Origin of the sequence: Mesorhizobium sp. M0904 (genome assembly GCF_040319475.1) — a bacterium.
GTDB lineage: Bacteria > Pseudomonadota > Alphaproteobacteria > Rhizobiales > Rhizobiaceae > Mesorhizobium.
In genome coordinates, this window is sequence record NZ_JAMYOC010000004.1 from 50,770 (window position 1) to 74,901 (window position 24,132).

The window sequence follows — 24,132 nt, forward strand, 5'->3', positions numbered from 1 at the left end:
CGTCATCCAGCCGCTGCAAACTCCGCCGGGTCGAAGTCATATCGCTTCGAGCAGAATTCGCAGGCGACGTGAATGCTGCCATCCTCGGTGCTGTCTCTGATCTCCTCGGCGGAAAAGCCTTCGAGAATGCCGCGGATCTTCTCCCTCGAGCATGAGCACTGGTCGGCGACCGGCACGCCGCCGAACACGCGGACGCCATGCTCGTGGAAAAGCCGGTAAAGCAGCCGTTCGGCGCCGATCGTCGGATCGATCAGCTCGGTCGGTTCAATAGTACCAAGCAGCGCCAGCAGCTCCTGCCAGGAATTGTCGGTCGGGTCGTGGATTTCCTCACGCGGATCGCCGTCGCCCCCGGGAAGGTCGGGTACGCGCATACGCTCCGCCGACTGCGGCAGGAATTGTGCCAGCAGGCCACCGGCCCGCCATTGCTCGCGGGCACCGCCGACGCCGGGCGTCAGAAGCTTGGCAACCGAAAGGCGGAGGTCGGTCGGAATCTGCTCCGACTGGCGGAAATAGGTGCGTGCGGCATCTTCAAGTGTGACGCCGTCGAGCTGGACGATGCCCTGGTAGCGCTGCGTGTGAGCGCCCTGGTCGATGGTCAGCGCCAGGACACCGCTGCCGATCAGCGTCTGCGGTGACGTCTCGCCGGCCGAAGTCAAAGCCTGCAGCCGGTCGGCATCGAAGCGGGCATAAGCGCGCAGCGCGTGCGGCGTGGAGAAATCGGCGACCAGCATGTCGACCGGCCCATCGGTGCGGGTCTGCAGAATGAACTTGCCCTCGAATTTCAGCGAAGTTCCGAGCAGTACCGTCAGCACACAGGCTTCGGCCAGGAGCCGGGCGACCGGCTCGGGATAGTCGTGGCGGCTGAGAATGGCGTCGAGCATCGGCCCGAGCTGGACGGTGCGCCCGCGCACGTCGAGCGGGCCGACCTCGAACGGCACGACATGATCATCGCCGGCGTAGCCGAATTCGCCGAGCTTGGGTTTATGTTCAGCCAATTGATGAGTTTCCAACATGACAAAGCTCCGGGGCGCGGCGATGCCGCCCTCCGGGGCGCATGCGACGAGACGCGCTCGATTTGCGTGATGCGCCTGAGATAGGCACCACCCACTCCCGGATCAAGGCGGCGCAGATCAGGCCGGCCCGGATCATCGCGGCCCGTATCAAGCGCCCAGGCACCAGGCCAGGACCGCCTTCTGGGCATGGAGCCGGTTCTCGGCCTCATCGAACACCACAGAATGCGGTCCGTCGATGACCTCGTCGGTAACCTCCTCACCGCGATGTGCCGGCAGACAGTGCATGAACAGCGCGTCCGGCTTGGCTTTCGCCATCAGTGCCGCATTGACCTGATAGGGCAGGAAGACATTGTGGCCGCGGGCACGGTGCTCCTGGCCCATTGACACCCAGCAGTCGGTGACGATGCAGTCGGCCTCGTGAACGGCCTCCTCGGGCGAGCGGGTGAATTTCAGCTTGCCGCCATTGGCTTTCGACCAGTCGACATGCTTCTGAGCCGGTTCGCTGCCCTCGGGCACGGCGACGTTCAGCTTGAAATGGAACCGCGCAGATGCCTCCAGGAGCGAATGCAGCACGTTGTTGCCGTCGCCGGTCCAGGCGATCGTCTTGCCGGCCACCGGACCGCGGTGCTCTTCGAAGGTCATGATGTCGGCCATCAGCTGGCAGGGATGGGTCTCGTCGGTCAGCCCGTTGATGACGGGGACCGTAGCGTTTTCCGTCAGTTCCAGCAGCCGGTCATGCGAGGTGGTGCGGATCATGATGGCATCGACATAGCGCGACAGCACCTTGGCCGTGTCGGCAATGGTCTCCGAGCGGCCAAGCTGCATCTCGGTGCCGGTCAGCATGATCGTCTCGCCACCCAACTGCCGCATGCCGACGTCGAACGATACGCGCGTGCGCGTCGACGGCTTGTCGAAGATCATCGCCAGCACCTTGCCTTCGAGCGGCTTGCTGCGTTCTCCGGCCTTGAGCCTTGCCTTTCGCACAGCTGCGTCGTCGAGCATGAAGCGCAGATCGCCTTCGGAAACGGCAGAAAGATCGGTAAAATGGCGAAGGGACATCAGGAATTCCAGGATTACTTCGCAGCGGCAGCGACGATGGCATCCGCCAGGCTCTTGGCGCCGGCACGAATGCGCTCGAGCGCCTCGTGGATCTCGGCGTCGGTGACGGTGAGAGGCGGCAGCAGGCGGATAACGTTGTCGCCGGCCGGAACCGTCAAGAGATGCTGGTCACGCAGTGCCACCGTGACCTTGGTGTTGGGCATCGCGCATTTAAGCCCAAGCATCAGGCCGGTGCCCCTGATGCTTTCGATAACATCCGGAAATTCGTCGGCGACACCGGCAAGCCCCTGCTTCAACAGCAGCGCCTTGCGCCGGACGTCCTCGAGAAAGCCGTCTTCCAGCACCACGTCGAGCACGGCGTTGCCGACCGCCATCGCCAGCGGATTGCCGCCGAAGGTGGTGCCGTGCACGCCGGCGGTCATGCCGACCGCCGCCTCGTCGGTGGCGAGGCAGGCACCCATCGGGAAGCCGCCGCCGATGCCCTTGGCCACCGCCATCAGGTCGGGGGTGACGCCCGCCCATTCATGCGCGAACAGCTTTCCGGTGCGGCCGACGCCGCATTGGACCTCGTCGAAAATCAGAAGCAGTCCGTGCTGATCGCAGAGCTGCCTGAGCCGCTTCAGCGATTGCGTCGGCACTTGCCTGATGCCGCCCTCGCCTTGCACCGGCTCGATCAGGATCGCCGCGGTTTCAGGTGTGATCGCCTTTTCGGCGGCATCCACATCGTCGAAGCCGACCTGGTCGAAGCCGTCGACCTTGGGGCCGAAACCTTCCAGGTATTTGTACTGGCCCCCGGCGGCGATGGTCGCCAGGGTACGGCCGTGGAAGGCGCCTTCGAAGGTGATTGTGCGGTATCGCTCGGGATGGCCCTTGACGAAGTGGTAGCGCCGTGCCGTCTTGATGGCGCATTCGAGCGCCTCTGCGCCGGAATTGGTGAAGAACACCTTGTCGGCGAAGCTGGCGTCGGCCAGCCGCTCGCCGAGCCGGCTCTGTCCCGGAATCTCGTACAGATTGGAGACGTGCCAGAGCTTGGCGGCCTGCTCGGTGAGGGCCGCGACCAGATGCGGATGGCTGTAGCCCAATGAATTGACGGCGATCCCGCCGGCGAAATCGAGATATCGCTCGCCCTTATCGGTGACCAGCCAGGTGCCTTCACCGTGGTCGAAAGCCAGGGGTGCGCGAACAAAGGTCTCGAAAAGCGCCGAACCGCTCATTATATGCGTCTCCGGAACCGGAAAAATCAAAAAGCCGCCAAAGCGGCGGCCCTTGTGGCTTATCGTGTTTTTCGGCCGTGAAGTCAACGAAAAGGTCGCGCAAGGACGTGCGGCAAGCCCTCCAGCATAACGCCGGCTCATAAGCGACCGGGCAAGTTGGGGAAAACCGAAAAAACCGATTCGTGTTGGCCTTGGGACTCTTGTCACCGAGTCAGCGCATAAGGTAATTGTAGTAGAGAAATAACTAGATTTCGTGCGGCGGACCTAATCACCCGATATATGTGGTGTCTGCCCGGCAGAAGCCGGGTCGGGAATGGATTCCGATTGCCGCACGTTTCAGCAGGAGCGCGGTCTCATGAACTGGACTGACGAGCGAGTCGAACTTCTCAGAAAATTGTGGTCGGAGGGCCTCAGCGCCAGCCAGATCGCCGCACAGCTTGGCGGGGTCAGCCGCAATGCCGTCATCGGCAAAGTGCACCGGCTGAAACTGTCCGGTCGCGGACGCACGACCGCCTCACCGGCACGCCAGAAGAAGACGGTACAGGGATCGACGATCCAGAAATCGGTGTCCCGGGCAGCAAGCGCCACGCGCCATGCCACCACGTCGATGTCGATCGGTGCGACCGCGCTCAAGGCGCAGTTCGATGCCGAACCGGTAGCGCGCCACTATATCCGCCCGGTCGAGAACGTCGTCGTGCCAATCTCGCGGCATCTGCAACTCGTCGAGCTGAACGAGCGCACCTGCAAATGGCCGAATGGCGATCCGCTCTCGGAAGATTTCCATTTCTGCGGCAACGACGCCGCCGAAACCGGCCCTTACTGCAAGTACCACGCCCGCGTGGCGTTTCAGCCAGCATCGGAGCGGCGGCGGCATAGATAGGCGATAGGCAGTGGGGAGTAGGCAGTAGGCAGTAGGGGAAGATAGCGCTTCACAAGGATCGTTTCGCCAACAACCCACTTCCGTATTGCCTATTCCCTACTGGCTACTGCCTATTCCCTTACCCTTACAGCCACCCATTCTTGCGAAACCGCCAGTAAAGAAACGTGCAGATCAGGGCAATTGCCGCCAGGACGGCCGGGTAGCCATATTCCATCCTCAGTTCCGGCATGTCGCTGAAATTCATGCCGTAAATGCCGGCGAATGCCGTGGGCACGGCCAAGATGGCCGCCCATGAGGCAAGCTTCTTGGAAATCGCCGTCTCCTGGCTTTGACCGACCAGAAGGCTCGCCTCGAAGGCGAAAGCGAGAACCTCACGCAGGCTGTCGATCTTTTCCTGGACAGTGCGGATATGGTCGGTGACGTCGCGAAACAGCGGATGCATGGCTGTGTGGATTTGCGGCAGATCGGCGCTGGTCAGCCGCCGGCAGACCTCCACCAGCGGCAGAGCAGCGTTGCGCAGGCGCAAGAGATCGCGGCGCAGCATGTAAAGCCGCTCGATATCGGAGCCGGTCATCGGTTTCAGCAGAACCTTGTCCTCGATCGCCTCGACCTCGTTTTCGATCTGCTCGAGCACGGGCATGTAGTTGTCGACGATGAAATCGAGAATGGCGTAGAGGACGAAATCCTCGCCCTTGGCGAGGGAATGCGGACAGCTTTCCCAGTGCTGGCGAACGGCGGCGTAGGAGGTCGACGGGCCATGCCTGACGCTGACGATATAGCCGGCGCCGACGAACAGATGCGTCTCGCCGAAGGTGACACGGCTGTCGATCAACTGCGCCGTGCGGGCAACGATGAACAGGGCATCGCCATATTGCTCGATCTTCGGCCGTTGGTGCGGATGCTCGGCGTCCTCGATCGCCAGCTCATGCAGATGAAATTGCGCCTGGACGCGCAGTAACAAATTGCGGTCGGGCTCCAGCAGTCCGATCCAGACCACGTGGCCCGGCTTCCCGGCCCATTCGCCGGCTTCCTCGATCGGAATGTCGGCGATGCGCCGCCCAGCCGTATAGACGCCGCAAGCGATTATACCCGACATCGGCGGCGCAGGAGCAAACTCGCGGACATATTCCATCGCAGCCTCCTGGAGGCGGGGCCTTCATCGCGGAACTGAGAAGTCAGCGCGTCGAAAGCTTAGCGCAATTTTCTGTCAGGTGGCGAATCCGAAATTCGCATTAGTATCGAGAGACACTCATTTCGCTGGTTGCGTTGCGGGAAGAATAATCTTGTCCGTCTTGTCGCCCTTCCGACGATCGGCCGGCATCTGGTCGCCGGTGACGATATAGTAGATCGTCTCGGCGATGTTGGTGGCGTGGTCGCCGATGCGCTCGATGTTCTTGGCGCAAAATAGGAGATGCGTGCAGGGCGTGATGTTGCGTGGGTCTTCCATCATGTAAGTCAGCAACTCGCGAAACAGCGAGGTGTACATGGCATCGATCTGGTCGTCGCGGTCGCGCACGAAACCGATTTTTTCCACTGACCGCGATGCGTAGACGTCGAGTACTTCCTTGAGCTGTGTCAGCGCCAGATTAGCCAAAGCCTCGAGGCCGCGGAACAGGCTGCTCGGCTGGCGCCCATCAGCGACAGCAACCACTCGCTTGGCGACGTTCTTGCCGAGGTCGCCTACCCGTTCGAGGTCCGCCGAGATGCGGATCGCACCGACGATCTCGCGCAGATCCGTCGCCATCGGCTGGCGCTTGGCGATGATGATGATCGCCTTATCGTCGATCTCGCGCTGCCCCTCATCCAGAACCAGGTCGTCTCGAATGACTTTCTGGGCAAGTCCCGGATCCGCATTGACCAGTGCCGCGACGGCCTGCTCGACCATGCGCTCGGCATGCCCGCCCATCGCCGCGATGCGCTTCGACAGATATTTCAGCTCCTCGTCATAGGCGCTGACGATGTGCACGGACTGCATGGACCAAATGCCTTCCCGGGATCTTGTGGTTGAGTCGCTCCTCGAATCCCCGCTAATACGCTAGCCGGATGACAGAAAAAAGAAACGGCCCATCATGGGCTAGAGATAGTACTGCGTCAGCGAGCCGGCAAATGGACGGTGAACGCCGCACCCTTGCCGACTTCCGACCAGATGGAGAGCCTGGCGTTGTGCCGGGTCAGGATATGCTTGACGATGGACAGGCCAAGGCCGGTGCCCTTCTGGGTCCGGCTGTTCTCGACGTCGACGCGGTAGAAGCGCTCGGTGATGCGCGGGATGTGTTCTTCGGGAATGCCGGGGCCGAAATCCCTGATAGTGACGTCGATCCCCGGTTCGGTATCGCTGTCGCTGCGCGTGATCGACACCACGACGCGTCCGCCCGACTGACCATATTTGCAGGCGTTTTCCAGCAGGTTTTCGAAGACCTGGAAAAGCTCGTCCCGATCGCCGGGCACGGCGAGCGGCCCTTCCGCGAAATCACGCTCGATGACGACGCCGTTTTCCTTGGCGAGCGGCCCAAGCGAATCGATGACGCTGTCGATGGCCTGGCGCAGATCGACCTCGGTTCCCAGCTTGAGATAGGGCTTCATCTCCAGCCGTGACAGCGACAGAAGGTCGTCGATGAGGCGCGCCATGCGGCTGGTCTGGTTCTGCATGATCTGCAGGAACTGCTCGCGTGCCGCAGGGTCGTTGCGGGCCGGCCCGCGCAGCGTCTCGATGAAGCCGGCAATCGAGGCGAGAGGCGTGCGTAGCTCGTGGCTGGCATTGGCAATGAAGTCGGCGCGCATTCTGTCGATCCGGCGCGCTTCGCTCTGGTCCTTGAACACCAGCACGTAGAGATCCGTGGCGTGACCCACAGAAGACGCGCTCACCCGATAGGCTCGTTCGACCGGCAGCCTTTCAACATAGTCGACGCTGTCCGAGGCGACGTTGCCTGCCAAGATATTATCCAGCAAGGACTGCATTTCCGGCGCGCGGAATTTCAGCGACAGCGACATGCCGGGGGCAATCCCGCCAAAGGCTGCAAAGGCGGCGGCGTTGGCATGGACGATGGCGGCGGAACGATCGAAAATGATCAGCGGATCGGCAACCGCTGCCGCGAGATATTCGCCGGAAAGTTGTTGCAAGCCGCTCGCCTCGACGGCCGCGGCATTTTCGGTCGATTGACGGGCGACGCCGGCCGGCAGTATTGCCGCGGCAACCAGCACGGCGCCTGCCAGCAGCACCACATAGCCAGACATGCCGGCAAAACCATAAACGATCAGAACCGCAACGAAGCCGGCCGCTAGCAGCCAGCGGCTGTTCCACAGCCGCATGGCGACGGCTTGCGCCCTGCCTTTCCGCTCTGTGCCGATATCGGCCATTTGCGCTCCGTCGCCTGCGCTCCGTGTGCGGCCAACGCTCAATAACTTCCTGCTGGACCGACGCTAGAGCGCCGTGCGTCCAATTGGGCGCACAAAGGACGCTCTACCGCATTATCTGCTGCATCGTTCTTTCCGAAAATCGATTCCGATTTTCGGGCCGATGCCGTAAGGCTTCCAATAGCATGAGTCCGGAGGCTGGAAAGGTTCGTCTCGATGAAAAACGCCAAAGAAAGCCCCACTGCAGCTTCATCGGGGCCGCTGAAGATCATGATCTACGGCAAGGAGCGGGAGTTCGACATCGAGGCTCCGACGCTTCCCGACTGGATCGAGGACCGCAAGCTCACCGCCGGCGGCTACCCTTACGACAAGAAAATGAAGGGCGAGGAGTATGACGAGAGGTTAGAGAAGCTGCAGATCGAGCTGGTCAAGGCGCAGGCGTGGCTGCAGTCGACAGGCAAGCGGGTAATGTCGCTGTTTGAGGGGCGCGACGCTGCCGGCAAGGGCGGCACGATCTTCGTTTTGCGCCAGTATCTGAACCCTCGCACGGCGCGCAACGTGGCGCTGACCAAGCCAACACCCACCGAGCTTGGACAATGGTACTTCCAGCGTTACGTCGACCACTTCCCGACGTCGGGCGAATTCGTCACCTTCGACCGCTCCTGGTACAACCGCGCCGGTGTTGAACCGGTGATGGGATTCTGCACGCCCGAGCAGCACGAGCAATTTCTGGACGAGGTTCCGCATTTCGAGCGGATGATCCGCAACGAAGGCATCCATTTCTTCAAATTCTGGCTGAACATCGGCCGGGAAACACAGCTCGAGCGGTTCCACGACCGTCGCTGGAGCCCGCTGAAGAGCTGGAAGTTTTCGCCGATCGACATCGCCGGCATCACCAAATGGGACGACTACACCAAGGCGCGCGACCTGATGGTGGAACGCACGCACAAGGAGTTCGCGCCCTGGATCATTGTGCGGGCGAACGACAAGCGGCGCGCGCGGCTGGCCGTCATGCAGCGCATTCTCCTGTCGCTTCCCTATGACGGCCGCGATCTCGACGTCATCGGTAAGGTGGACAAGAAGATCATCGGCGAAGGGCCGACTTTCCTCGAAAAATAAGCTCACCTCATCGATACGCGGCTGTCATGCCGCCAGCCGGGCAATCCGCTGCAGTCGCTTCAGCGTAGTGTCGTCCTGCAGCGCCTGCTGGAAAAGGGAGATCTCCTGGTCGATGCGGTCGCAGAGCGCGCCGGTGTCGCCCCTAAGCAGGTCGCGCGTCTGCTGCAGCGCCGCGACAGGCTTCTTGGCGAGTTGCCTGGCTCTTGCCAACGTGGCTTCCTCGACGCTGGCGTCCGTCACGATCTCGCCGACAAGGCCCAGTGCCCTGGCATCTTCGGCGGCGAGCGTGTCGCCCAGGCAGAAGAAGCGGAACGCCCCGGCATAGCCGAGCTTCTGCGGCGCCAGGATGCTGGTCGCCGCGTCCGGCACCAGGCCGAAATCGACGAACGGCACCCGAAACGTGCTCTTGCTCGAGGCGATCACCATGTCGCAGTGGAACAGGATGGTGCAGCCGACGCCGACGGCGTCGCCGTCGACACAGGCAAGGACCGGTTTCGGGAATGTCGCCAGCGTGCGAAACATATCGGTAACGGCGTCGATCAGTCGCCGATGTTTGGTGGCGTCGAGAAATTCGGAGAAATCGGCGCCGAGGCAGAAGCACCCGGCCAGACCGCGCAGGACCACGACGCGGACGTCGTCGTCGGCAGCGGCTTCATGGAATGTCCTGGCCAGGCTTTCATAGGCCAGCCTGTCCAGCACCGGGCGGCCGTCACCCGACGATACCGTGACGATCAGCGTGTGATTGCGGAATTCTGCTTTTGAATGAACATTCATGGCCTCTCTCCAATCTCACGAGGCGCGTCTCTGTCCGAGCATGTCCGGGTACCCTCTGGCCAGCACCGGCGCAAAGTGGTTGCGGCGCGAACGCACCACGTCGAGCGTGTGCTCGTTGAAGGTGAGCAGTGTGGCAACCACCTGCTGGTTGCCATAGGTACGCTGGTAACCGAGCGGCGTTGCCAGGAAATGCAGCTGCAGCGCGCGAAGCACCCACATCGGCTCGAATTCGATGATAACCTGGTTGACGTTGCGCTTCAGACCCCACTCGACGAAGCCGGCGATCAGCTCCGTGCCGACCGTCGACACGCCGCGCCGGCCGTCGCGGAACCCCGGTGCAACCGCATAGCGGGTCAGTTCATAGACATTCGGGCCCGACGGTGGGGTTCCCTCATAAAGGTCCGCCAGCACATCGGTTAGAAGATGTGCCCGAGTCGTCGGCAACATCCGCTGGTAACCGGCGAGCTCGCCATTGCGGATGACGATCTGGTGCACTGCCTCGTCGTGGTCGAATTGATCGATCTCGAGGCCGTCGGGGCGCTGCAGATCGGTCCATCCCATCTCTTCGACGAAAACTCTGTAACGCAAACGATGAACTGCCTCCCAGAGGTCGGGCCGTTCCATCAATTCCTGGGTCGTGAGGGAAAAAAGCATTTGCCGTCTCCTAGTTTCAATAGGAAGATACGGCCGTGCTTCCCCGAAAAAATTACGCGATCGCGTAGGCAAGAATTTCTAGGCCGGCGCGGCCGACCTAGTTAATATAGCCGCGCCTTATCGCTTCCGCGACGGCCTGGACCCGGTTGACGGCACCGAGTTTGCTTTTGGCGTTAAGAAGGTGTTTCTCTGACGTGTGTTCAGAAATGCCGAGAATTTGTGAAATCTCCCATTCGGACTTCCCAACGGCGGCCCATTGCAAGCATTCGCGCTCACGCGGCGTCAATTCGACATGGTCGATGGTTTTGCCCGCCATGGTGTGGAGCTGCATGGCGCGGCCAATCGCATAAGTCGAGACCAGCGACACAAGCCCGAATTCGGCGCCCGACAATTCGACAGCCTCGCCGCCTAGCGACACCATGACGATCTGGCCATCGAGCGTGATCAGCGGGAAGGCCAATCCGTCGCGCAGCTTGAATTCACCGGCGTCACCCATGACATCGCCGCCGCTCTTGCCGATACGGATGCCCTGAGACGCTTCCCGCCACTGGAATGGCGCTTGAAGCTGCTTCATGTGACTGACGACTGGGTCGTGATCGACATAGTTGCGCGCAACGTAGCGCTCAAGCCATTCGGCCGGCCAGTCGCAAAGCAACACATGGTCCTTTTGCCGATTTCTCGGCGTGCCGGGTTGCGGAACCGTCCCGGCCATCAGCGCCGTCAGCCCGAACCCGCTTGTTACCCCCAGCAGCTTTTCGCAGACGGCGGCCGCTGTACCGGCGTGCTGCAACTGATCTATCAACTCCAGGGTACGATCGAAATGACCCATCGCAACATCTACCCCATGTTGCCTTCCGCTCTTGAGACCAATGGCAGCGATCAACCCGCACTATGCCATCAACCCCGGACTGCAAAGCTGCTCCCTTTGTGCGGCCTACCGCTCCTCTTCAGCCGGCATCACACAGTCATTTGCAAACTCACTAAACAATATCCCTAAATCGTCACGATGAAACCAAAAACCGTTGTGCCTGTGTTATTTTCGTACAAAAAACTGTGTTATTTCGTACTAAAGTCGGGGCAAGACCGGACGGAGTCGTTGCGTGGCGTTTCGGCGCATATCCATTTCATTGATCTCGATATTGATCGGAGCGCAATCGCTTGCGGCTGATGCGCTCGCCGCGGAGCCGCAGGTGCCGGTGTTTTGGGACGCCAAGGAGCGGCTGCCAAAGCCGGACCTTTCTATGCTGCCGCGGCTGCGATTCCTGACCACCACGGATTTCCCGCCGTTCAATTTCCTCGATGGGGCAGGCCGGCTGTCGGGCTTCCATGTCGACCTGGCGCGCGCCATCTGCGCCGAGCTCGGCATTGCCGAAAAATGCCAGATCCAGGCGCTGCCCTGGGCCGAGCTCGAAGGTGCGCTCGGGAAAGGCGAAGGCGAAGCGATCATTGCCGGCATCGCCGCGACGCCGGAGTCGCGGTCGAAATACGCATTCTCACGCCCCTACCTGCAATTTCCGGCACGCTTCATCATGCTGAAGACACAGGCGCTGACCGAACCAATGTTCGACAGGCTGCGCAGCAAACGTGTCGGCGTGATAGCCGATTCCGCGCATGAGCGGATGCTGCGCACTTATTTCGGCGACGTCCAAATCGTCCCCTTCGCAACGCCGGAGGAGCTTTATGGCAGGCTGAAAGCCGGCAAGATCGACGCCGCCTTCGGCGACGGCATGCGTTTCGCCTTCTGGCTCGGCGGCTCCGATGCGGCTGGCTGTTGCCGCTTTGCCGGCGGCCCCTATCTGGCGCCCGAATACCTTGGCTCGGGCATGGCGATCGCCACCAGGGCCGACGATCCGGCACTGGCCGCCGCATTCGACTACGCGCTGCAGGAAATTTCGGTGAAAGGTACGTTCGCCGAGTTCTATCTTCGCTATTTTCCGGTCAGCTTTTTCTGACTGCCGGCTCAGGTCAGCATGCGAAGGCGCGCCTTGGCGGCTCGCGCGATGGCGGCGACCGTCAGCGCATCGAGATCGAGTTCCCGGCGGACGAGCTGCAGCACGCGCACCTCCTCCAGGCGCATTTCGAGATCGACGGCCGCAACCTCGAAGGCGGCCGCATAGGCGGTGTCACGCAGCCGTTCGGGCAGCGCCTCGGCGACACGCGCCAGGACGCCCTCCAGCCCGTCCTTTTCCTGCAGCATTTCCTGGCAGGCCTGGGCGACATCGACCAGCCGCTCCTGATTGAAATCCTCAAACACCGGCCAGGATCGAACGACGTCACCGATCCGCGCCAGTTCGATGTCGGTCATGTCGCGGTCCGACGCCGAAGTGATGACCATCAGGTAGATCATGGCTTCGTGTGGCGACAATGGCATTTAGAACTCCTTGAGATGGGTCCCGAAGTTAGGAATGAGAGACCGGCGCGGCAAGGAAAAAGAGCGGCGATCGTTGGCGCTCCGGTCACGCTTTGGAATTTGATCCATCCCGACTAATTGGGACGGGAGCTCTCAATCTTCTTGCCTGATCGCGGTCCTGCCCTGAAACCAGGTTCCACTTTTCGGGATCATGGTCTAGAGCATGCGGCTGCCGGCATGGATGCCGGCAAGTTGCAGGAATAGCATCATGGCCGAACAACAGCCGATCGATCTCAGTCCGGAAGTCCTCACCGCCGCCGCCGAAAGCAAGGCGTGGCCATTCGAGGAAGCGAAAAAGATCGTCGCTCGCTACGCGATCGGCGGCTACCCCGAAACGGTGCTGTTTGAGACCGGCTACGGCCCGTCCGGCCTGCCGCATATCGGCACATTCGGCGAGGTGGCGCGCACATCTATGGTGCGCCACGCCTTCCGCGTGCTGACCGAAGACAAGGTCAAGACGCGACTGCTGTGCTTCTCCGACGACATGGACGGATTGCGCAAGGTGCCGGACAACGTGCCTAACAAGGACATGCTGCGCGCCTATCTCGGCAAGCCGCTGACCAGGATACCGGACCCTTTCTCCAATGAGTATCCGTCGTTCGGCGCCGCCAATAACGCACGGCTGCGCGCTTTCCTCGACCGTTTCGGCTTCGATTACGAATTCGCTTCCTCGACCGACTATTATACTTCCGGCCGCTTCGACGCGACGCTGCTCAAGATGCTCGAGCGCTTTGATAAGGTGATGGCAATTATGCTGCCATCGCTGCGCGAGGAGCGGGCGCTGAGTTATTCGCCCTTCCTGCCGATCCATCCCAAGACCGGGATCGTCATGCAAGTCGCGATCGACGAGCGCAAGCTCGACGCCGGCACCATCGTGTGGCGCGATCCAGACACCGACGAGCGCTTCGAGACGCCGGTGACCGGCGGTCATGCCAAGCTGCAATGGAAGCCCGATTGGGCGATGCGCTGGGCAGCACTCGGCGTCGATTACGAGATGTCCGGCAAGGATCTGATCGATTCCGTCAAGCTCGCCGGGCAGATTTGCCGCGCGCTCGATGCTCCGGCGCCGGAGGGCTTCAATTATGAGCTGTTCCTCGATGAGCACGGTCAGAAGATCTCGAAGTCGAAGGGCAATGGGCTAACCATCGACGAGTGGCTGACTTACGCGCCGACCGAGAGTCTTAGCCTTTATATGTTCCAGCGCCCGCGAACCGCGAAGAAGCTTTATTTCGACGTTATCCCGAAGGCAGTGGACGAGTATTATACGTTCCTCTCTGCCTATCAGAGGCAGGACTGGAAGGAACGGCTGGGCAATCCGGTCTGGCACATGCATGACGGCAATCCCCCGGCAGTCGACCTGCCGGTTCCGTTCTCGCTGCTGCTCAACCTGGTCAGCGCCTCGAATGCCCAAAACAGGAGCGTGCTGTGGGGTTTCATTTCGCGCCACGCGCCGGGTGTGACGCCGACGACCCATCCCGAGCTCGACCGGCTGGCCGAATATGCCATCCGCTATTTCGACGATTTCGTGAAGCCGGCGAAAGTGTATCGTGCCGCCGACGCGGTCGAGCGCGAGGCGCTGACCAAGCTTTCGGAAGCGCTCGCCGCGCTGCCGGCTAATGCCGACAGTGAGGCGATCCAGAACGCTGCCCTCAATGTTGCGCGCAAGATTGAGCGCTACCAGGATCATTCCAAGCAGAGCCCGGAGGGCGGACCCGGTGTCTCCGTCGCCTTCTTCCAGATGATCTATCAGGTGCTGATAGGTCAGGAACGCGGGCCGCGCTTCGGCTCCTTCGCCGCGCTCTACGGCATCGCCGAAACGCGTGAGCTCATTCAGCGGGCGCTGGCTGGTCAGTTGGCGGCATGAGGGCGCCGTCCTGCTCCTCCAGGATCGAGCTAGGCGCTACAGGCGCGGATCGCGACGCAGCAGCCGGGAGCGGCGGCAGGCCTGAAACGCTCGGCGGCGGCCCGAAGACGCCTTTTTTTGCTGCACGCGCCTTCTCGCCGGCTTCTACGTAAGGGCCGCCCTTGGCGGCGCGCGCCCAGCCATTTTCGACCAGCCATTGGCCGATATCCTGATTGCCGATCCGGCACTCGGCGGCGATCAGATCACGACCGCCTTCGGGCGGCACGGCACAGACCACCGCACGACTGCGGAGAAAGGCGCGGAAGGCCGTTCGCGCCCGAATGCCGCAATCCCAGGACTCGCCGCCGTCGGTGCAAGTCTCCTCCTGCTTGACGATGTCGATACCGGAAACCGCAATCGAATAGCCCTTTGCTTCGATGACCCCGGCGGCCGACGCGACGGGCTGGAATAGTTTCGTGCCTTTCCAGTCGTCGGGCATTTTCGTTTTTGGCGGCTTGGGCGGTCCGGCCAATGCCAGATCGCTCAACGGGGCGCGCGGCTCTATCCGTTCAAGCTCGTTGGAACCAAGCTGCGGCGGCACCACGATTTCTGGATCGATTGCCCTCGAATGCGCGGCCTGCTTGGCCGGCACTGGTTTCGGGATGGCCGACGTAGCCGGCGCGGCGGGCTGAGGTTCAGCGCCGACCTGGATTTGCTCCCAGGCGCCGCCGCTTTCGCTCTGGACGACGCGGCCGCCGGCGACAATTGCCGTGGCCATTGCCGGGATCGCCAGAACAGCCAAGGCAAGGTGAGGCAGACGCACCGGCCCCGCGCCTACTGGCTTGCCCAGACAATCCGCGCCACCCATTCGACATCGCGCATGGGCATGTCGCGGTCCGGGTGATCGGGATTGAGGGAGACCAGCGTGATCGACTTCGGTGTCTGGCGGTCGAGCACCTTGGCCATCACCTCGCCGGCATTGGTCTTGACGACGACGCGATCGCCCTTTCGTATGGTAGCTCCCGGCTCGACGATCAGGACATCGCCATTGCGGTAGAGCGGCAGCATGGAATCGCCCTGGACCTTCAACGCATAGGAGGTTTCGGTTGCCCGTGCCGGCAGCTCGATCAGGTCCCATCCCTGCCCAGCCGGAAACCCGGCATCGTCGAAGAAGCCACCGGCGCCCGCCTGGGCGAAGCCAAGCAGCGGCACCGACGATTTCTGCACGGGCAGTGCGCCGGAATTACCCCGGCCTTCGACCAGTCCTGCAAATTCATCCAGCGAGGCGCCGGTCGCCTCGATGATCTTGGCCAGCGATTCGGTCGACGGCCAGCGCGGCCGCCCATCTGAGGACAGCCGCTTCGATTTGTTGAAGGCGGTCGAGTCGAGGCCAGCGCGCCTGGCCAGTCCGGAGGCCGAAAGCGAATAACGCTCGGCAAGAGCGTCGATGGCGGCCCAAACGCGGTCGTGCGAGAGCACCTTGCTCTCCTTCGAAACAGGAAAAAATACCTTCGCTGTTCTACCCCTTGGCCGCCATCTTGTCCACCGCCGGAGACGGCGTCAGGCCGCCTCCTTGGCCTCGTTCCTGGTATAGGGATCGAAGCGCTCGTAGAAGGTCTCGCCCTTCTCGGCCATGTCGAGCAGCAGCTTCGGCGCCTTGAACTCGGCGCCGTATTTCTTCTGCAGGCGCTTGGCGAGTTTGACGAATTTCTTCGCGCCGATGCCGTCGATGTAGGACAGTGCACCGCCTGTATAAGATGCGAAGCCGAAGGCCAGGATCGAGCCGACATCGGCCTCGCGTGGGTCGGTAACGATGCCCTCTTCCATCACCCGTACCGCCTCAAGCGCGATGGTGACCAGCAGCCGCTGCTTCAGTTCCTCATAGTCGACCTGCTCCGGCGACAGCTGCGGGTAGAGGTCCCTGAGGCCTGGCCACAGCTTCTTCTTTGCCGGTTTTGCCGGATAGTCATAGAAGCCCTTGCTATTCTTACGGCCCAAGCGACCATGCGTGTCGACCATCGTGTTGATCAGCGCCATCTGCTTCGGATCGACCGCCTTGTCGCCAAGGTCGCGCATGGTCTGCTTCATGATCTTCTGGGCAAGGTCGATCGCCGTCTCGTCGGTCAACGCCAGAGGACCGACCGGCATGCCAGCGGCTTTCGCCGCATTCTCGATCATCGGCGCCGGAACACCTTCGATCAGCATCTTGTAGGCTTCCGACATGTAGCGTAGTACGCAGCGATTGACGTAAAAACCGCGCGTATCGTTGACGACGATCGGCGTCTTCTTGATGGCGCGGACAAAGTCGATCGCGGTGGCCAGCGCCTTGTCGCCGGTTTTCTTGCCGAGGATGATCTCGACCAACATCATCTTGTCGACCGGCGAGAAGAAGTGGATGCCGATGAAATTCTTCGGCCGCGCCGAATTCCTGGCCAGCGATGTAATCGGTATGGTCGACGTATTCGAGGCGAAGATCGCCGACGGCTTGAGTACAGCCTCGGCCTGTTCGGTGGCATCCTTCTTGACGGCCGAGTCCTCGAACACCGCCTCGACCACAAGATCGCAGCCGGCAAGATCCGCGTAATCGGCCGTTGGCGTGATCAGCGACAGCAATCGATCCTTGTCCTGCGGCTTGGCACGGCCTTTCTTCACCTGATCCGAGATCAGGGTCTCGGAATGCGCCTTGCCCTTGGCGGCGGACTCCATGTCGCGGTCGAGCAGCACCACCGGAATGCCGGCCTTGGCCGTTACATAGGCGATCCCGGCGCCCATGAAGCCGGCGCCGAGCACGCCGATCTTCTTGAACGTCGTTTCCGGCACACCAGCTGGGCGGCGAGCGCCCTTGTTCAGTTCCTGCAGCGACACGAACAATGAGCGGATCATCGCCGCCGCTTCCCTGGTCTGCATGATCTCGGTGAAGTAGCGTTGCTCGATCCGCAAGGCGGTGTCGAACGGCACCAGCAGGCCCTCGTAGACGCATTTCAGGATGGCGGCGGCAGCGGGATAATTGCCATAGGTCTCGCGGCGCAGAATGGCAATGGCCGGCGGCCACAGATTGGCACCTGCCACCGAATAGATCGGAGCGCCGGGCAGCTTGAAGCCCTTTTCATCCCATGGCGCCACCGGTTTTAAGCCGTTCTTGATCATCGCCTTGGCAGTTTCGACCAGCTTGTCCGCCTCGGCAATCTCATGGATCAAGCCCATTGACTTGGCCTTCTGCGGCGACAGCGTCTGGCCGGACGTCAGCATTTGCAGCGCCTGCTGCTGGTCGGTCAGCCGCGGCACGCGCTGGGTGCCGCCGGCGCCTGGAAAAATGCCGATCTTCACTTCCGGAAGCGCCATCCTCACCTGGTCGGAATCGGCCGCGACACGGCCATGGCAGGCAAGCGACAATTCGAACGCGCCGCCCATGCAGGTGCCGTTGATCGCCGAAACCCACGGCTTGCCCGAGGTTTCCAGTTTACGGAACAGGCCATTCATAGCGCCCGCCTTGTCGAACAGCGCCTTGGTCGCCCTCTCCGGGTCCATCGCTTTGTCGGCGGCGAAGGTCGTCAGCATCTTCTGCAGCATGGTGATGTCGGCGCCGCCCGAGAACGTATCCTTGCCGGAGGTGATCACCGCGCCCTTTATCACTGCATCGCTTGCCACTTTGTCGACGATGGCGTTCAGTTCGCGCATCACCTCCTCGGTGAAGACGTTCATCGAACGGTCCGGCATGTTCCAGGTGACCAGCGCAATGCCGTCGGCGTCGATGTCGAGGGTGAAATTGGTGTAGCTCATCATCTCTCTCCGTCAGACGCGTTCGATGATCGTTGCGGTGCCCATACCGGCGCCGATGCAAAGCGTCACCAGCGCGGTGTTGAGGTCGCGGCGTTCCAATTCGTCCAGCACCGTACCGAAGATCATCGCACCGGTGGCGCCGAGCGGATGGCCCATGGCGATGGCCCCACCATTGACGTTGATCCGGTCATGCGGAATGTCGAAAGCCTGCATGTAGCGCAGCACCACCGAAGCGAAGGCCTCGTTGAGCTCGAACAAGTCGATGTCCTGCAGCTTCATCTTCGCCCGCTTCAACAGCTTCTCGGTCACGTCGACCGGGCCGGTCAGCATCAGCACCGGTTCGGAGCCGATATTGGCGAACGCACGGATGCGCGCGCGCGGCTTGAGGCCGAGCGTCTTTCCCGCCTTTTTCGAGCCGAGCAGCACGGCCGCCGCCCCGTCGACAATGCCGGAGGAATTGCCGGCATGGTGGACGTGGTTGACCTCTTCCACCTCGGGATGCTTCTGCACGGCGACGGCGTCGAAGCCGCCCATTTCGCCCGGCATGACGAAGGACGGATTGAGTGCGGCCAGCGACTGCATGTCGGTCGAGGGCCGCATGTGCTCGTCATGGTCGAGGATGGTCAGGCCGTTCTGGTCCTTGACCGAGATCACCGAATTCTTGAAGCGGCCCTCTCCCCACGCCTTGGCGGCGCGCTTCTGGCTCTCGACCGCGTAAGCATCGACGTCATCGCGCGAAAAGCCGTATTTGGTGGCGATCAGGTCGGCCGATATGCCTTGCGGCACGAACCAGCCGGGCAGGCCGACCGAGGGATCCATGAACCAGGCGCCGCCGGAGGCGCCCATGCCGACGCGCGACATCGATTCAACGCCACCGGCAATGACGATCTCGTCGGCGCCTTGCGCGATCTTGGCGGCGCCGAAATTGATGGCGTCGAGGCCCGAGGCGCAGAAGCGCGATATCTGCATGCCGGGCGCCTTGGTGTCGTAGCCGGCCTCGAAGGCGGCGGCACGTGGAATGACCGCACCCGCCTCGCCAACCGGATCGACGCAGCCGAAGATGATGTCGTCGACGGTGCTAGTGTCCAGCCCGTTGCGGTCGCGGATGGCCTCGAGCACCTTGGCGCCGAGCCGCACCGCCGGCACTTCGTGCAGCGAACCATCTTTCTTGCCCCTGCCGCGCGGCGTGCGCACGGCATCATAGACATAAGCTTCGGCCATTGGTGATCTCCTGTGATCTAAAATCGGGGCTCGACCACCACTTCGGTCCGCACCGAATTGGCGATGAAACAGGCGTCGTGCGCCTTGTGATGAATGCTCTCGATCATAGCCGCATCTGCGTCGCATTCGACGAGCGGCCGAAGGGTGACATGTGTGATGGCTGTGCGCCCTTCAGCATTCTTGGCCATCAGGCCTTCGGCTTCGTCGTGATAAGATCGGACATTGAGCTTAGCGCGTTTTGCCAGATCCAAGAACCAGAGCATGTGGCAAGAAGAAAGCGAAGCGACGAACAGTTCTTCCGGATCGACGATCGTTGCATCGCTAAAAGGTGCCGGCACAATCGACGGCGATGCGGAAGCGGAGATGACCGCGCCACCATCAAAATGAAGTTCATGGACCCGGGAATAGCAGCCGGAAAGGAAATCCTCCCGTGCCCCCGACTTCCAGCGAAGCCCAGCAAAATGCTTCGACATGCGACCTCCTAAAGGCTCCGCCCGATCAGCAATTTCATGATCTCGTTGGTGCCGCCGTAGATGCGCTGGACGCGGGCATCGCGGAACATGCGGGCGATCGGATATTCATTCATGTAGCCATAGCCGCCATGCAATTGAAGGCATTCGTCGACGACTTTTCCTTGCAGGTCTGACAGCCAGTATTTGGCCATCGAAGCCGTCACCGGGTCGAGGCCACCGTTAATATGGCGGGCAACGCAGTCATTATAGAAGACGCGGCCGATGGTCGCCTCGGTCTTCAATTCGGCAAGCTTGAACTGGGTGTTCTGGAATTCGATGATGGCCTTGCCGAACGCCTTGCGCTCCTTGACGTAGTCGATGGTAAGCGCCAGAGCCCGCTCGACCATGGCAATAGCAGTGGTGCCGATCTGCAGCCGCTCCTGCGGCAATTGTTGCATCAACTGGACGAAGCCCTGGCCTTCGTCATTGCCGAGCAGGTTCGAGGTCGGCACACGCACGTCGTTGAAGAACAGTTCCGACGTGTCGTTGGCCTTGAGGCCGATCTTGTCGAGGTTACGGCCGCGCTCGAAACCCTCCACCTCGTCAGTCTCGACGACGATCAGCGAGATGCCCTTGGCGCCCTTCTCAGGATCGGTCTTGGCAACGACGATGATGAAATTGGCGAGCTGGCCGTTGGTGATAAAAGTCTTCGAGCCGTTGAGCTTGTACCGGTTGCCGTCCTTTTCGGCGCGCATCTTGATGCCCTGCAGGTCTGAGCCCGCACCCGGCTCAGTCATGGCGATGGCGCCGATCAGCTCGCCGGTCGCCAGCCTCGGCAGCCACTTCTTCTTCTGCTCCTCCGAGCCGTAGTGGAGGATATAGGGGGCAACGATCGAATTGTGCAGGCCAATGCCGAACCCGTCGACGCCGACATGGCCGATCGCCTCGATGATGGCGCTCTCATGCGCGAAGGTGCCGCCCGATCCGCCATATTCCTCCGGCATCGAGGCGCACAGCAGTCCGGCAGCACCCGCCTTCTGCCAGCTTTCGCGGTCGACCATCTCGTTCTTCTCGAACTCGTCGTAACGCGGCGCGATCTCTTCCGACATGAAGCGGTGCGCCATGTCGTAAAGCATGCCGACCTCGTCCGCCGCCCAGGCGGGCTTGGGAAGGCCCAGGATTTCGGCGGGGTTGGTCATGGTTTCTCCCTCGCGCCGACGTCCCCCTCCTCCTCGAGACGAGGGTGGCCGCGAAGCGGCCGGGTGGGGTCGCCGATGACTTGCTCGACCTTATCTTTTACAACCTGCGCCATGTGCCACGGCATTGCGATCATTTTCCTCCAAGGCATGCACCAGAATGGAGGTCGGCGCACTGCACGCAGAACCCCTCCCGGCCCTTCGGGCCACCCTCCCTCGAGGGGCAGGGGAACGCCGAAGCTAGAACGCTTCCGCCGGCAGTGCCATCAATGTGTCGGCACCGCTGGAGATGCGGGCAAGATGCGCCGACGTCTCCGGCATGATCCGCTCTACGAAGAAGCGCGCCGTCACCAGCTTGTTGTCGTAGAAAGACGAAGCGCCGTCGGGGCCATCAGCCAATTTCGCTGCGGCCACCTTGGCCATCCGGGCCCACATATAGCCCAGCGCCACCAGGCCGAAGAGATGCATGTAGTCGGTCGAGGCGGCACCCGCATTGTCGGGCTTGGCTATGCCGTTCTGCACCAGCCACATCGTCGCCGCCTGCAGATCGTCGAGGCCCTTTTTAAGCGCCTTGGTGAAGGGCGCCATCTTCTCGTCGGTGCGGTTCTCCTCGCAGAACTCTCCGACTTCCCTAAAGAAGACCTGGACCGCGCGGCCGCCATTCAAGGCCAGCTTGCGGCCGACGAGGTCGAGCGCCTGGATGCCGTTGGCACCCTCATAGATCATGGCGATGCGGGCATCGCGGACGAACTGGCTCATGCCGTGTTCTTCTATATAGCCGTGGCCGCCGAACACCTGCTGCGCCATTACCGCGTGATCGAAACCCTTGTCGGTGAGCACGCCTTTGACCACCGGCGTCATCAGGCCGGTATAGTCGTCTGCGACCTGGCGATCTTTGTCGTCACCGGAGCGGTGAGCGATGTCGGACTTGATCGCCGTCCACAGCGCCAGCGCGCGGCCGGCCTCGTTGAATGCCTTCATGGTCATCAGGCTGCGGCGGATGTCCGGATGAACGATGATCGGATCGGCCTTCCTGTCCGGCGCCTTCGGTCCTGACAGCGAGCGCCCCTGCAGACGGTCCTTGGCGTAGGAAGCCGCATTCTGATAGGCGACCTCCGATAGCGAGAGCCCCTGCAGGCCGACGCCAAGCCGCGCCTCATTCATCATGGTGAACATTGCTTTCAGCCCGCCATTGGCCTCGCCGAGCAGCGTGCCTTCAGCGTGGTCGTAATTCATGACGCAGGTCGAGTTGCCATGGATACCCATCTTCTCCTCGATCGAGCCACAGGAGACGGTGTTCTTCTCGCCCGGATTGCCTGAGGCATCGAGCTTGAACTTCGGCACGATGAACAGGGAGATGCCCTTCACGCCATCCGGCGCGCCCTCGATACGGGCCAGCACCAGGTGGACGATATTGTCCGACATGTCATGCTCGCCGGCCGAGATGAAGATCTTCTGGCCGGATATCCTGTAGGTGCCGTCGCCATTTGGGACGGCCTTGGTGCGCAGCAGGCCAAGATCGGTTCCGCAGTGCGGCTCGGTCAGATTCATGGTGCCGGTCCAGGCGCCCTCGACCAGCTTCGGCAACCATGTTGCCTTCTGCTCTTTGGTGCCATGGGTGATGATCGCAGCGATCGCGCCTTGCGTCAGGCCCGCATACATCATCAGCGACATATTGGCCGACACCATGTATTCGGCAACCGCGGTGTGCACCGCGTAGGGCAAGCCTTGCCCGCCAAACTCGACAGGTGCGGCGAGCCCCATCCAGCCGCCTTCGCGATACTGGTCGAAGGCCTCCTTGAAGCCTTTCGGCGTCGTTACCGAACCGTCGTCATGGCGCACGCAACCTTCCGTGTCGCCGACACGGTTCAGCGGCTGCATCACGTTTTCAGCGAGTTTCGCCCCTTCGGCAAGGATGGCCTCGAGCACATCCGGCGTGGCGTCGGAAAATCCGGGAAGATTGGAATAGCGCTGATACCCCAGCACTTCGTTCAGCACGAACAGCGTGTCGCGGATCGGCGCCTTGTAGATCGGCATGCGTTTTCCTCCACCATGCGGTCTTGGCCCCGAAATCAGCCCCAGTGTACCAGTGTATGAGGATAGCAGGCGGGCCAGTATGACGGGTCGGAGATAGCAAATGTTGACGTTTGCCTAAACGTCAATTCTGCGGTGCGACGAATTTTCTCCCGCGCGCCAAGACCGCAAACGGCGAAGGACGGCAAACGACGAAGAACCCCGCAGCGAAGGCCGCGCGGCTCTTATCCGTCGGAAATCGAAAGCTTAGTTTAGCTCGCCACGCTGGCCTGCGGCGTCGAGCGCTCGATCAGCATTTGCCGGACGGTCAACATCGAAGCACTCAGTTCGCTGATGGCATCGTCGATCAGCGCCCGCTGCTTCTGCAGACGGGCAAGCTGCTTCTCCGACTTGTCGAGCGCCAGCCGCAATTGCTTTGTGTTGGAGCCGTTCGGATCGTAGAGGTCCATCATCTGCTTGACGTCACGCAGCGAGAATCCGACCTTGCGGCCAAGCAGGATCAGCTTCAGCCGGGCCCTGTCGCGGCGCGTATAGAGGCGGGTCGAGCCGTCGCGCTGCGGGTTGAGTAGACCCTTGTCCTCATAGAAACGCAGCGTACGCAGCGTCACTCCGTATTTCTTGGCCATTTCGCCGATACGGACAAGCTCTTCACCGGTTTCGCTCGACATATCGTTGGTGTTGGCCGCGGCTTGACCGGGCGAAATAAGTTTCATGGTCACTGGCTTTCCCCGTCTGGTGGCGTCGCGGTCGCGGACCTTGCGTCGCCTGAGTGAAAGCGGGGGCGTGCTTCCACTCGTGGTTTCAACAAACAAATCGCAAACGGCGTAATCCGCTCATTTACGTTTACGTCAATTCTATATCGATAGCCGCCTTACCACGCAAGAGCGTTCTAGGCTTGGAACTTTATGCCGCAGTGCCGGCGGATAACCTAAAAAGTCGTTGCCGATTTCGGGAGCGATCATGCGGCTGATCAAACTTCCACGGCGTCTTTTGTGCGTCCAATAGAAGACACCCGGCACCGTCCGCAGCCAGCCGACAAAGTTGCAACTTCTTAAGCTTGGTTAACGCGTTGTTTACCACGTTGGGGCGAAATGTGCGCATGTCGGTTACCCGTGTCTATCCTGTATTG

Annotated in this window: 22 protein-coding genes; 4 read left to right on the forward strand and 18 right to left on the reverse strand. The window is 61.6% G+C overall.

Annotated elements, in window-relative coordinates; all coding sequences use genetic code 11:
- Positions 1–2 precede the first annotated feature (2 nt).
- From NKH80_RS05900 to NKH80_RS05910, 3 genes are all read right to left on the reverse strand, one after another.
- Positions 3–1,013: an Hsp33 family molecular chaperone gene (locus NKH80_RS05900; protein ID WP_352738432.1), complete on the reverse strand. Its 1,011-nt coding sequence runs from the start codon at positions 1,011–1,013 to the stop codon at positions 3–5.
- A 147-nt stretch (positions 1,014–1,160) separates the two neighbouring features.
- Complete coding sequence (argF, locus tag NKH80_RS05905) at positions 1,161–2,072, reverse strand: ornithine carbamoyltransferase (protein ID WP_254816329.1); 912 nt, start codon at positions 2,070–2,072, stop codon at positions 1,161–1,163.
- A 14-nt stretch (positions 2,073–2,086) separates the two neighbouring features.
- A complete protein-coding gene (locus NKH80_RS05910; RefSeq protein ID WP_023677349.1) occupies positions 2,087–3,286 on the reverse strand; it encodes an aspartate aminotransferase family protein in 1,200 nt (399 codons plus the stop codon).
- 355 nt (positions 3,287–3,641) lie between these two features.
- On the opposite strand from NKH80_RS05910, the gene NKH80_RS05915 reads away from it, so the two are divergent.
- Positions 3,642–4,166, forward strand: coding sequence for a GcrA family cell cycle regulator (locus tag NKH80_RS05915; RefSeq protein ID WP_352475925.1), 525 nt, complete (start codon positions 3,642–3,644; stop codon positions 4,164–4,166).
- 124 nt (positions 4,167–4,290) lie between these two features.
- Here NKH80_RS05915 and NKH80_RS05920 read toward each other — a convergent pair whose 3' ends face one another.
- The 3 genes from NKH80_RS05920 to NKH80_RS05930 form a co-directional block, all read right to left on the reverse strand.
- A complete protein-coding gene (locus NKH80_RS05920) occupies positions 4,291–5,298 on the reverse strand; it encodes a magnesium and cobalt transport protein CorA (protein ID WP_023677347.1) in 1,008 nt (335 codons plus the stop codon).
- Between the two features lie 117 nt (positions 5,299–5,415).
- Positions 5,416–6,141 carry a phosphate signaling complex protein PhoU gene (gene phoU / locus NKH80_RS05925; protein WP_352990208.1) on the reverse strand — a complete coding sequence of 242 codons (726 nt, stop codon included), beginning with the start codon at positions 6,139–6,141 and terminating at the stop codon, positions 5,416–5,418.
- A 116-nt stretch (positions 6,142–6,257) separates the two neighbouring features.
- Positions 6,258–7,523, reverse strand: a complete 1,266-nt coding sequence (locus NKH80_RS05930; protein ID WP_352644327.1) for a sensor histidine kinase — start codon at positions 7,521–7,523, stop codon at positions 6,258–6,260.
- Between the two features lie 213 nt (positions 7,524–7,736).
- Here NKH80_RS05930 and ppk2 point away from each other — a divergent pair, with 213 nt between their 5' ends.
- Positions 7,737–8,639, forward strand: a complete 903-nt coding sequence (gene ppk2, locus NKH80_RS05935; RefSeq protein ID WP_352506183.1) for a polyphosphate kinase 2 — start codon at positions 7,737–7,739, stop codon at positions 8,637–8,639.
- A 24-nt stretch (positions 8,640–8,663) separates the two neighbouring features.
- Here ppk2 and NKH80_RS05940 read toward each other — a convergent pair whose 3' ends face one another.
- From NKH80_RS05940 to NKH80_RS05950, 3 genes are all read right to left on the reverse strand, one after another.
- A complete protein-coding gene (locus NKH80_RS05940; RefSeq protein WP_352702289.1) occupies positions 8,664–9,413 on the reverse strand; it encodes an enoyl-CoA hydratase-related protein in 750 nt (249 codons plus the stop codon).
- A gap of 15 nt (positions 9,414–9,428) precedes the next feature.
- On the reverse strand, positions 9,429–10,067 hold the full coding sequence (locus tag NKH80_RS05945) for an acyl-homoserine-lactone synthase (protein WP_023677342.1): 639 nt from the start codon (positions 10,065–10,067) through the stop codon (positions 9,429–9,431).
- A 97-nt stretch (positions 10,068–10,164) separates the two neighbouring features.
- Entirely contained in the window at positions 10,165–10,896 is a 732-nt protein-coding gene (locus NKH80_RS05950) for a helix-turn-helix transcriptional regulator (protein WP_254816321.1), read from the reverse strand.
- Positions 10,897–11,167: 271 nt separating this feature from the next.
- Between NKH80_RS05950 and NKH80_RS05955 the strand changes: the two genes are divergently transcribed.
- Positions 11,168–12,019 (forward strand): ABC transporter substrate-binding protein, encoded by an 852-nt coding sequence (locus NKH80_RS05955; RefSeq protein ID WP_352702291.1) that lies wholly within the window; start codon positions 11,168–11,170, stop codon positions 12,017–12,019.
- Between the two features lie 8 nt (positions 12,020–12,027).
- On the opposite strand, the gene NKH80_RS05960 is transcribed toward NKH80_RS05955, so the two are convergent.
- Positions 12,028–12,438, reverse strand: a complete 411-nt coding sequence (locus tag NKH80_RS05960) for a tellurite resistance TerB family protein (RefSeq protein WP_352990212.1) — start codon at positions 12,436–12,438, stop codon at positions 12,028–12,030.
- A 247-nt stretch (positions 12,439–12,685) separates the two neighbouring features.
- Between NKH80_RS05960 and NKH80_RS05965 the strand changes: the two genes are divergently transcribed.
- A complete protein-coding gene (locus NKH80_RS05965; protein ID WP_352644335.1) occupies positions 12,686–14,341 on the forward strand; it encodes a lysine--tRNA ligase in 1,656 nt (551 codons plus the stop codon).
- Here the strand turns inward: NKH80_RS05965 and NKH80_RS05970 are convergent.
- The 8 genes from NKH80_RS05970 to NKH80_RS06005 all read right to left on the reverse strand — a co-directional run bounded on the left by NKH80_RS05970 (position 14,304) and on the right by NKH80_RS06005 (position 23,716).
- Positions 14,304–15,143 (reverse strand): thermonuclease family protein, encoded by an 840-nt coding sequence (locus tag NKH80_RS05970; RefSeq protein WP_352990216.1) that lies wholly within the window; start codon positions 15,141–15,143, stop codon positions 14,304–14,306. The two genes, NKH80_RS05965 and NKH80_RS05970, sit on opposite strands and share 38 nt — an antisense overlap.
- 11 nt (positions 15,144–15,154) lie before the next feature.
- Complete coding sequence (locus NKH80_RS05975; protein WP_352990219.1) at positions 15,155–15,799, reverse strand: S24 family peptidase; 645 nt, start codon at positions 15,797–15,799, stop codon at positions 15,155–15,157.
- 81 nt (positions 15,800–15,880) lie between these two features.
- Entirely contained in the window at positions 15,881–18,100 is a 2,220-nt protein-coding gene (locus NKH80_RS05980; RefSeq protein WP_352990436.1) for a 3-hydroxyacyl-CoA dehydrogenase NAD-binding domain-containing protein, read from the reverse strand.
- Between the two features lie 12 nt (positions 18,101–18,112).
- Positions 18,113–19,321, reverse strand: a complete 1,209-nt coding sequence (locus NKH80_RS05985; RefSeq protein WP_352506174.1) for an acetyl-CoA C-acetyltransferase — start codon at positions 19,319–19,321, stop codon at positions 18,113–18,115.
- A 17-nt stretch (positions 19,322–19,338) separates the two neighbouring features.
- Positions 19,339–19,794 (reverse strand): OsmC family protein, encoded by a 456-nt coding sequence (locus NKH80_RS05990; RefSeq protein WP_352990222.1) that lies wholly within the window; start codon positions 19,792–19,794, stop codon positions 19,339–19,341.
- An 8-nt stretch (positions 19,795–19,802) separates the two neighbouring features.
- Complete coding sequence (locus NKH80_RS05995) at positions 19,803–20,972, reverse strand: acyl-CoA dehydrogenase family protein (protein ID WP_352990225.1); 1,170 nt, start codon at positions 20,970–20,972, stop codon at positions 19,803–19,805.
- 237 nt (positions 20,973–21,209) lie between these two features.
- On the reverse strand, positions 21,210–23,006 hold the full coding sequence (locus NKH80_RS06000) for an acyl-CoA dehydrogenase (protein ID WP_352686773.1): 1,797 nt from the start codon (positions 23,004–23,006) through the stop codon (positions 21,210–21,212).
- Positions 23,007–23,254: 248 nt separating this feature from the next.
- On the reverse strand, positions 23,255–23,716 hold the full coding sequence (locus NKH80_RS06005) for a MerR family transcriptional regulator (protein ID WP_352506231.1): 462 nt from the start codon (positions 23,714–23,716) through the stop codon (positions 23,255–23,257).
- Positions 23,717–24,132: the final 416 nt, after the last annotated feature.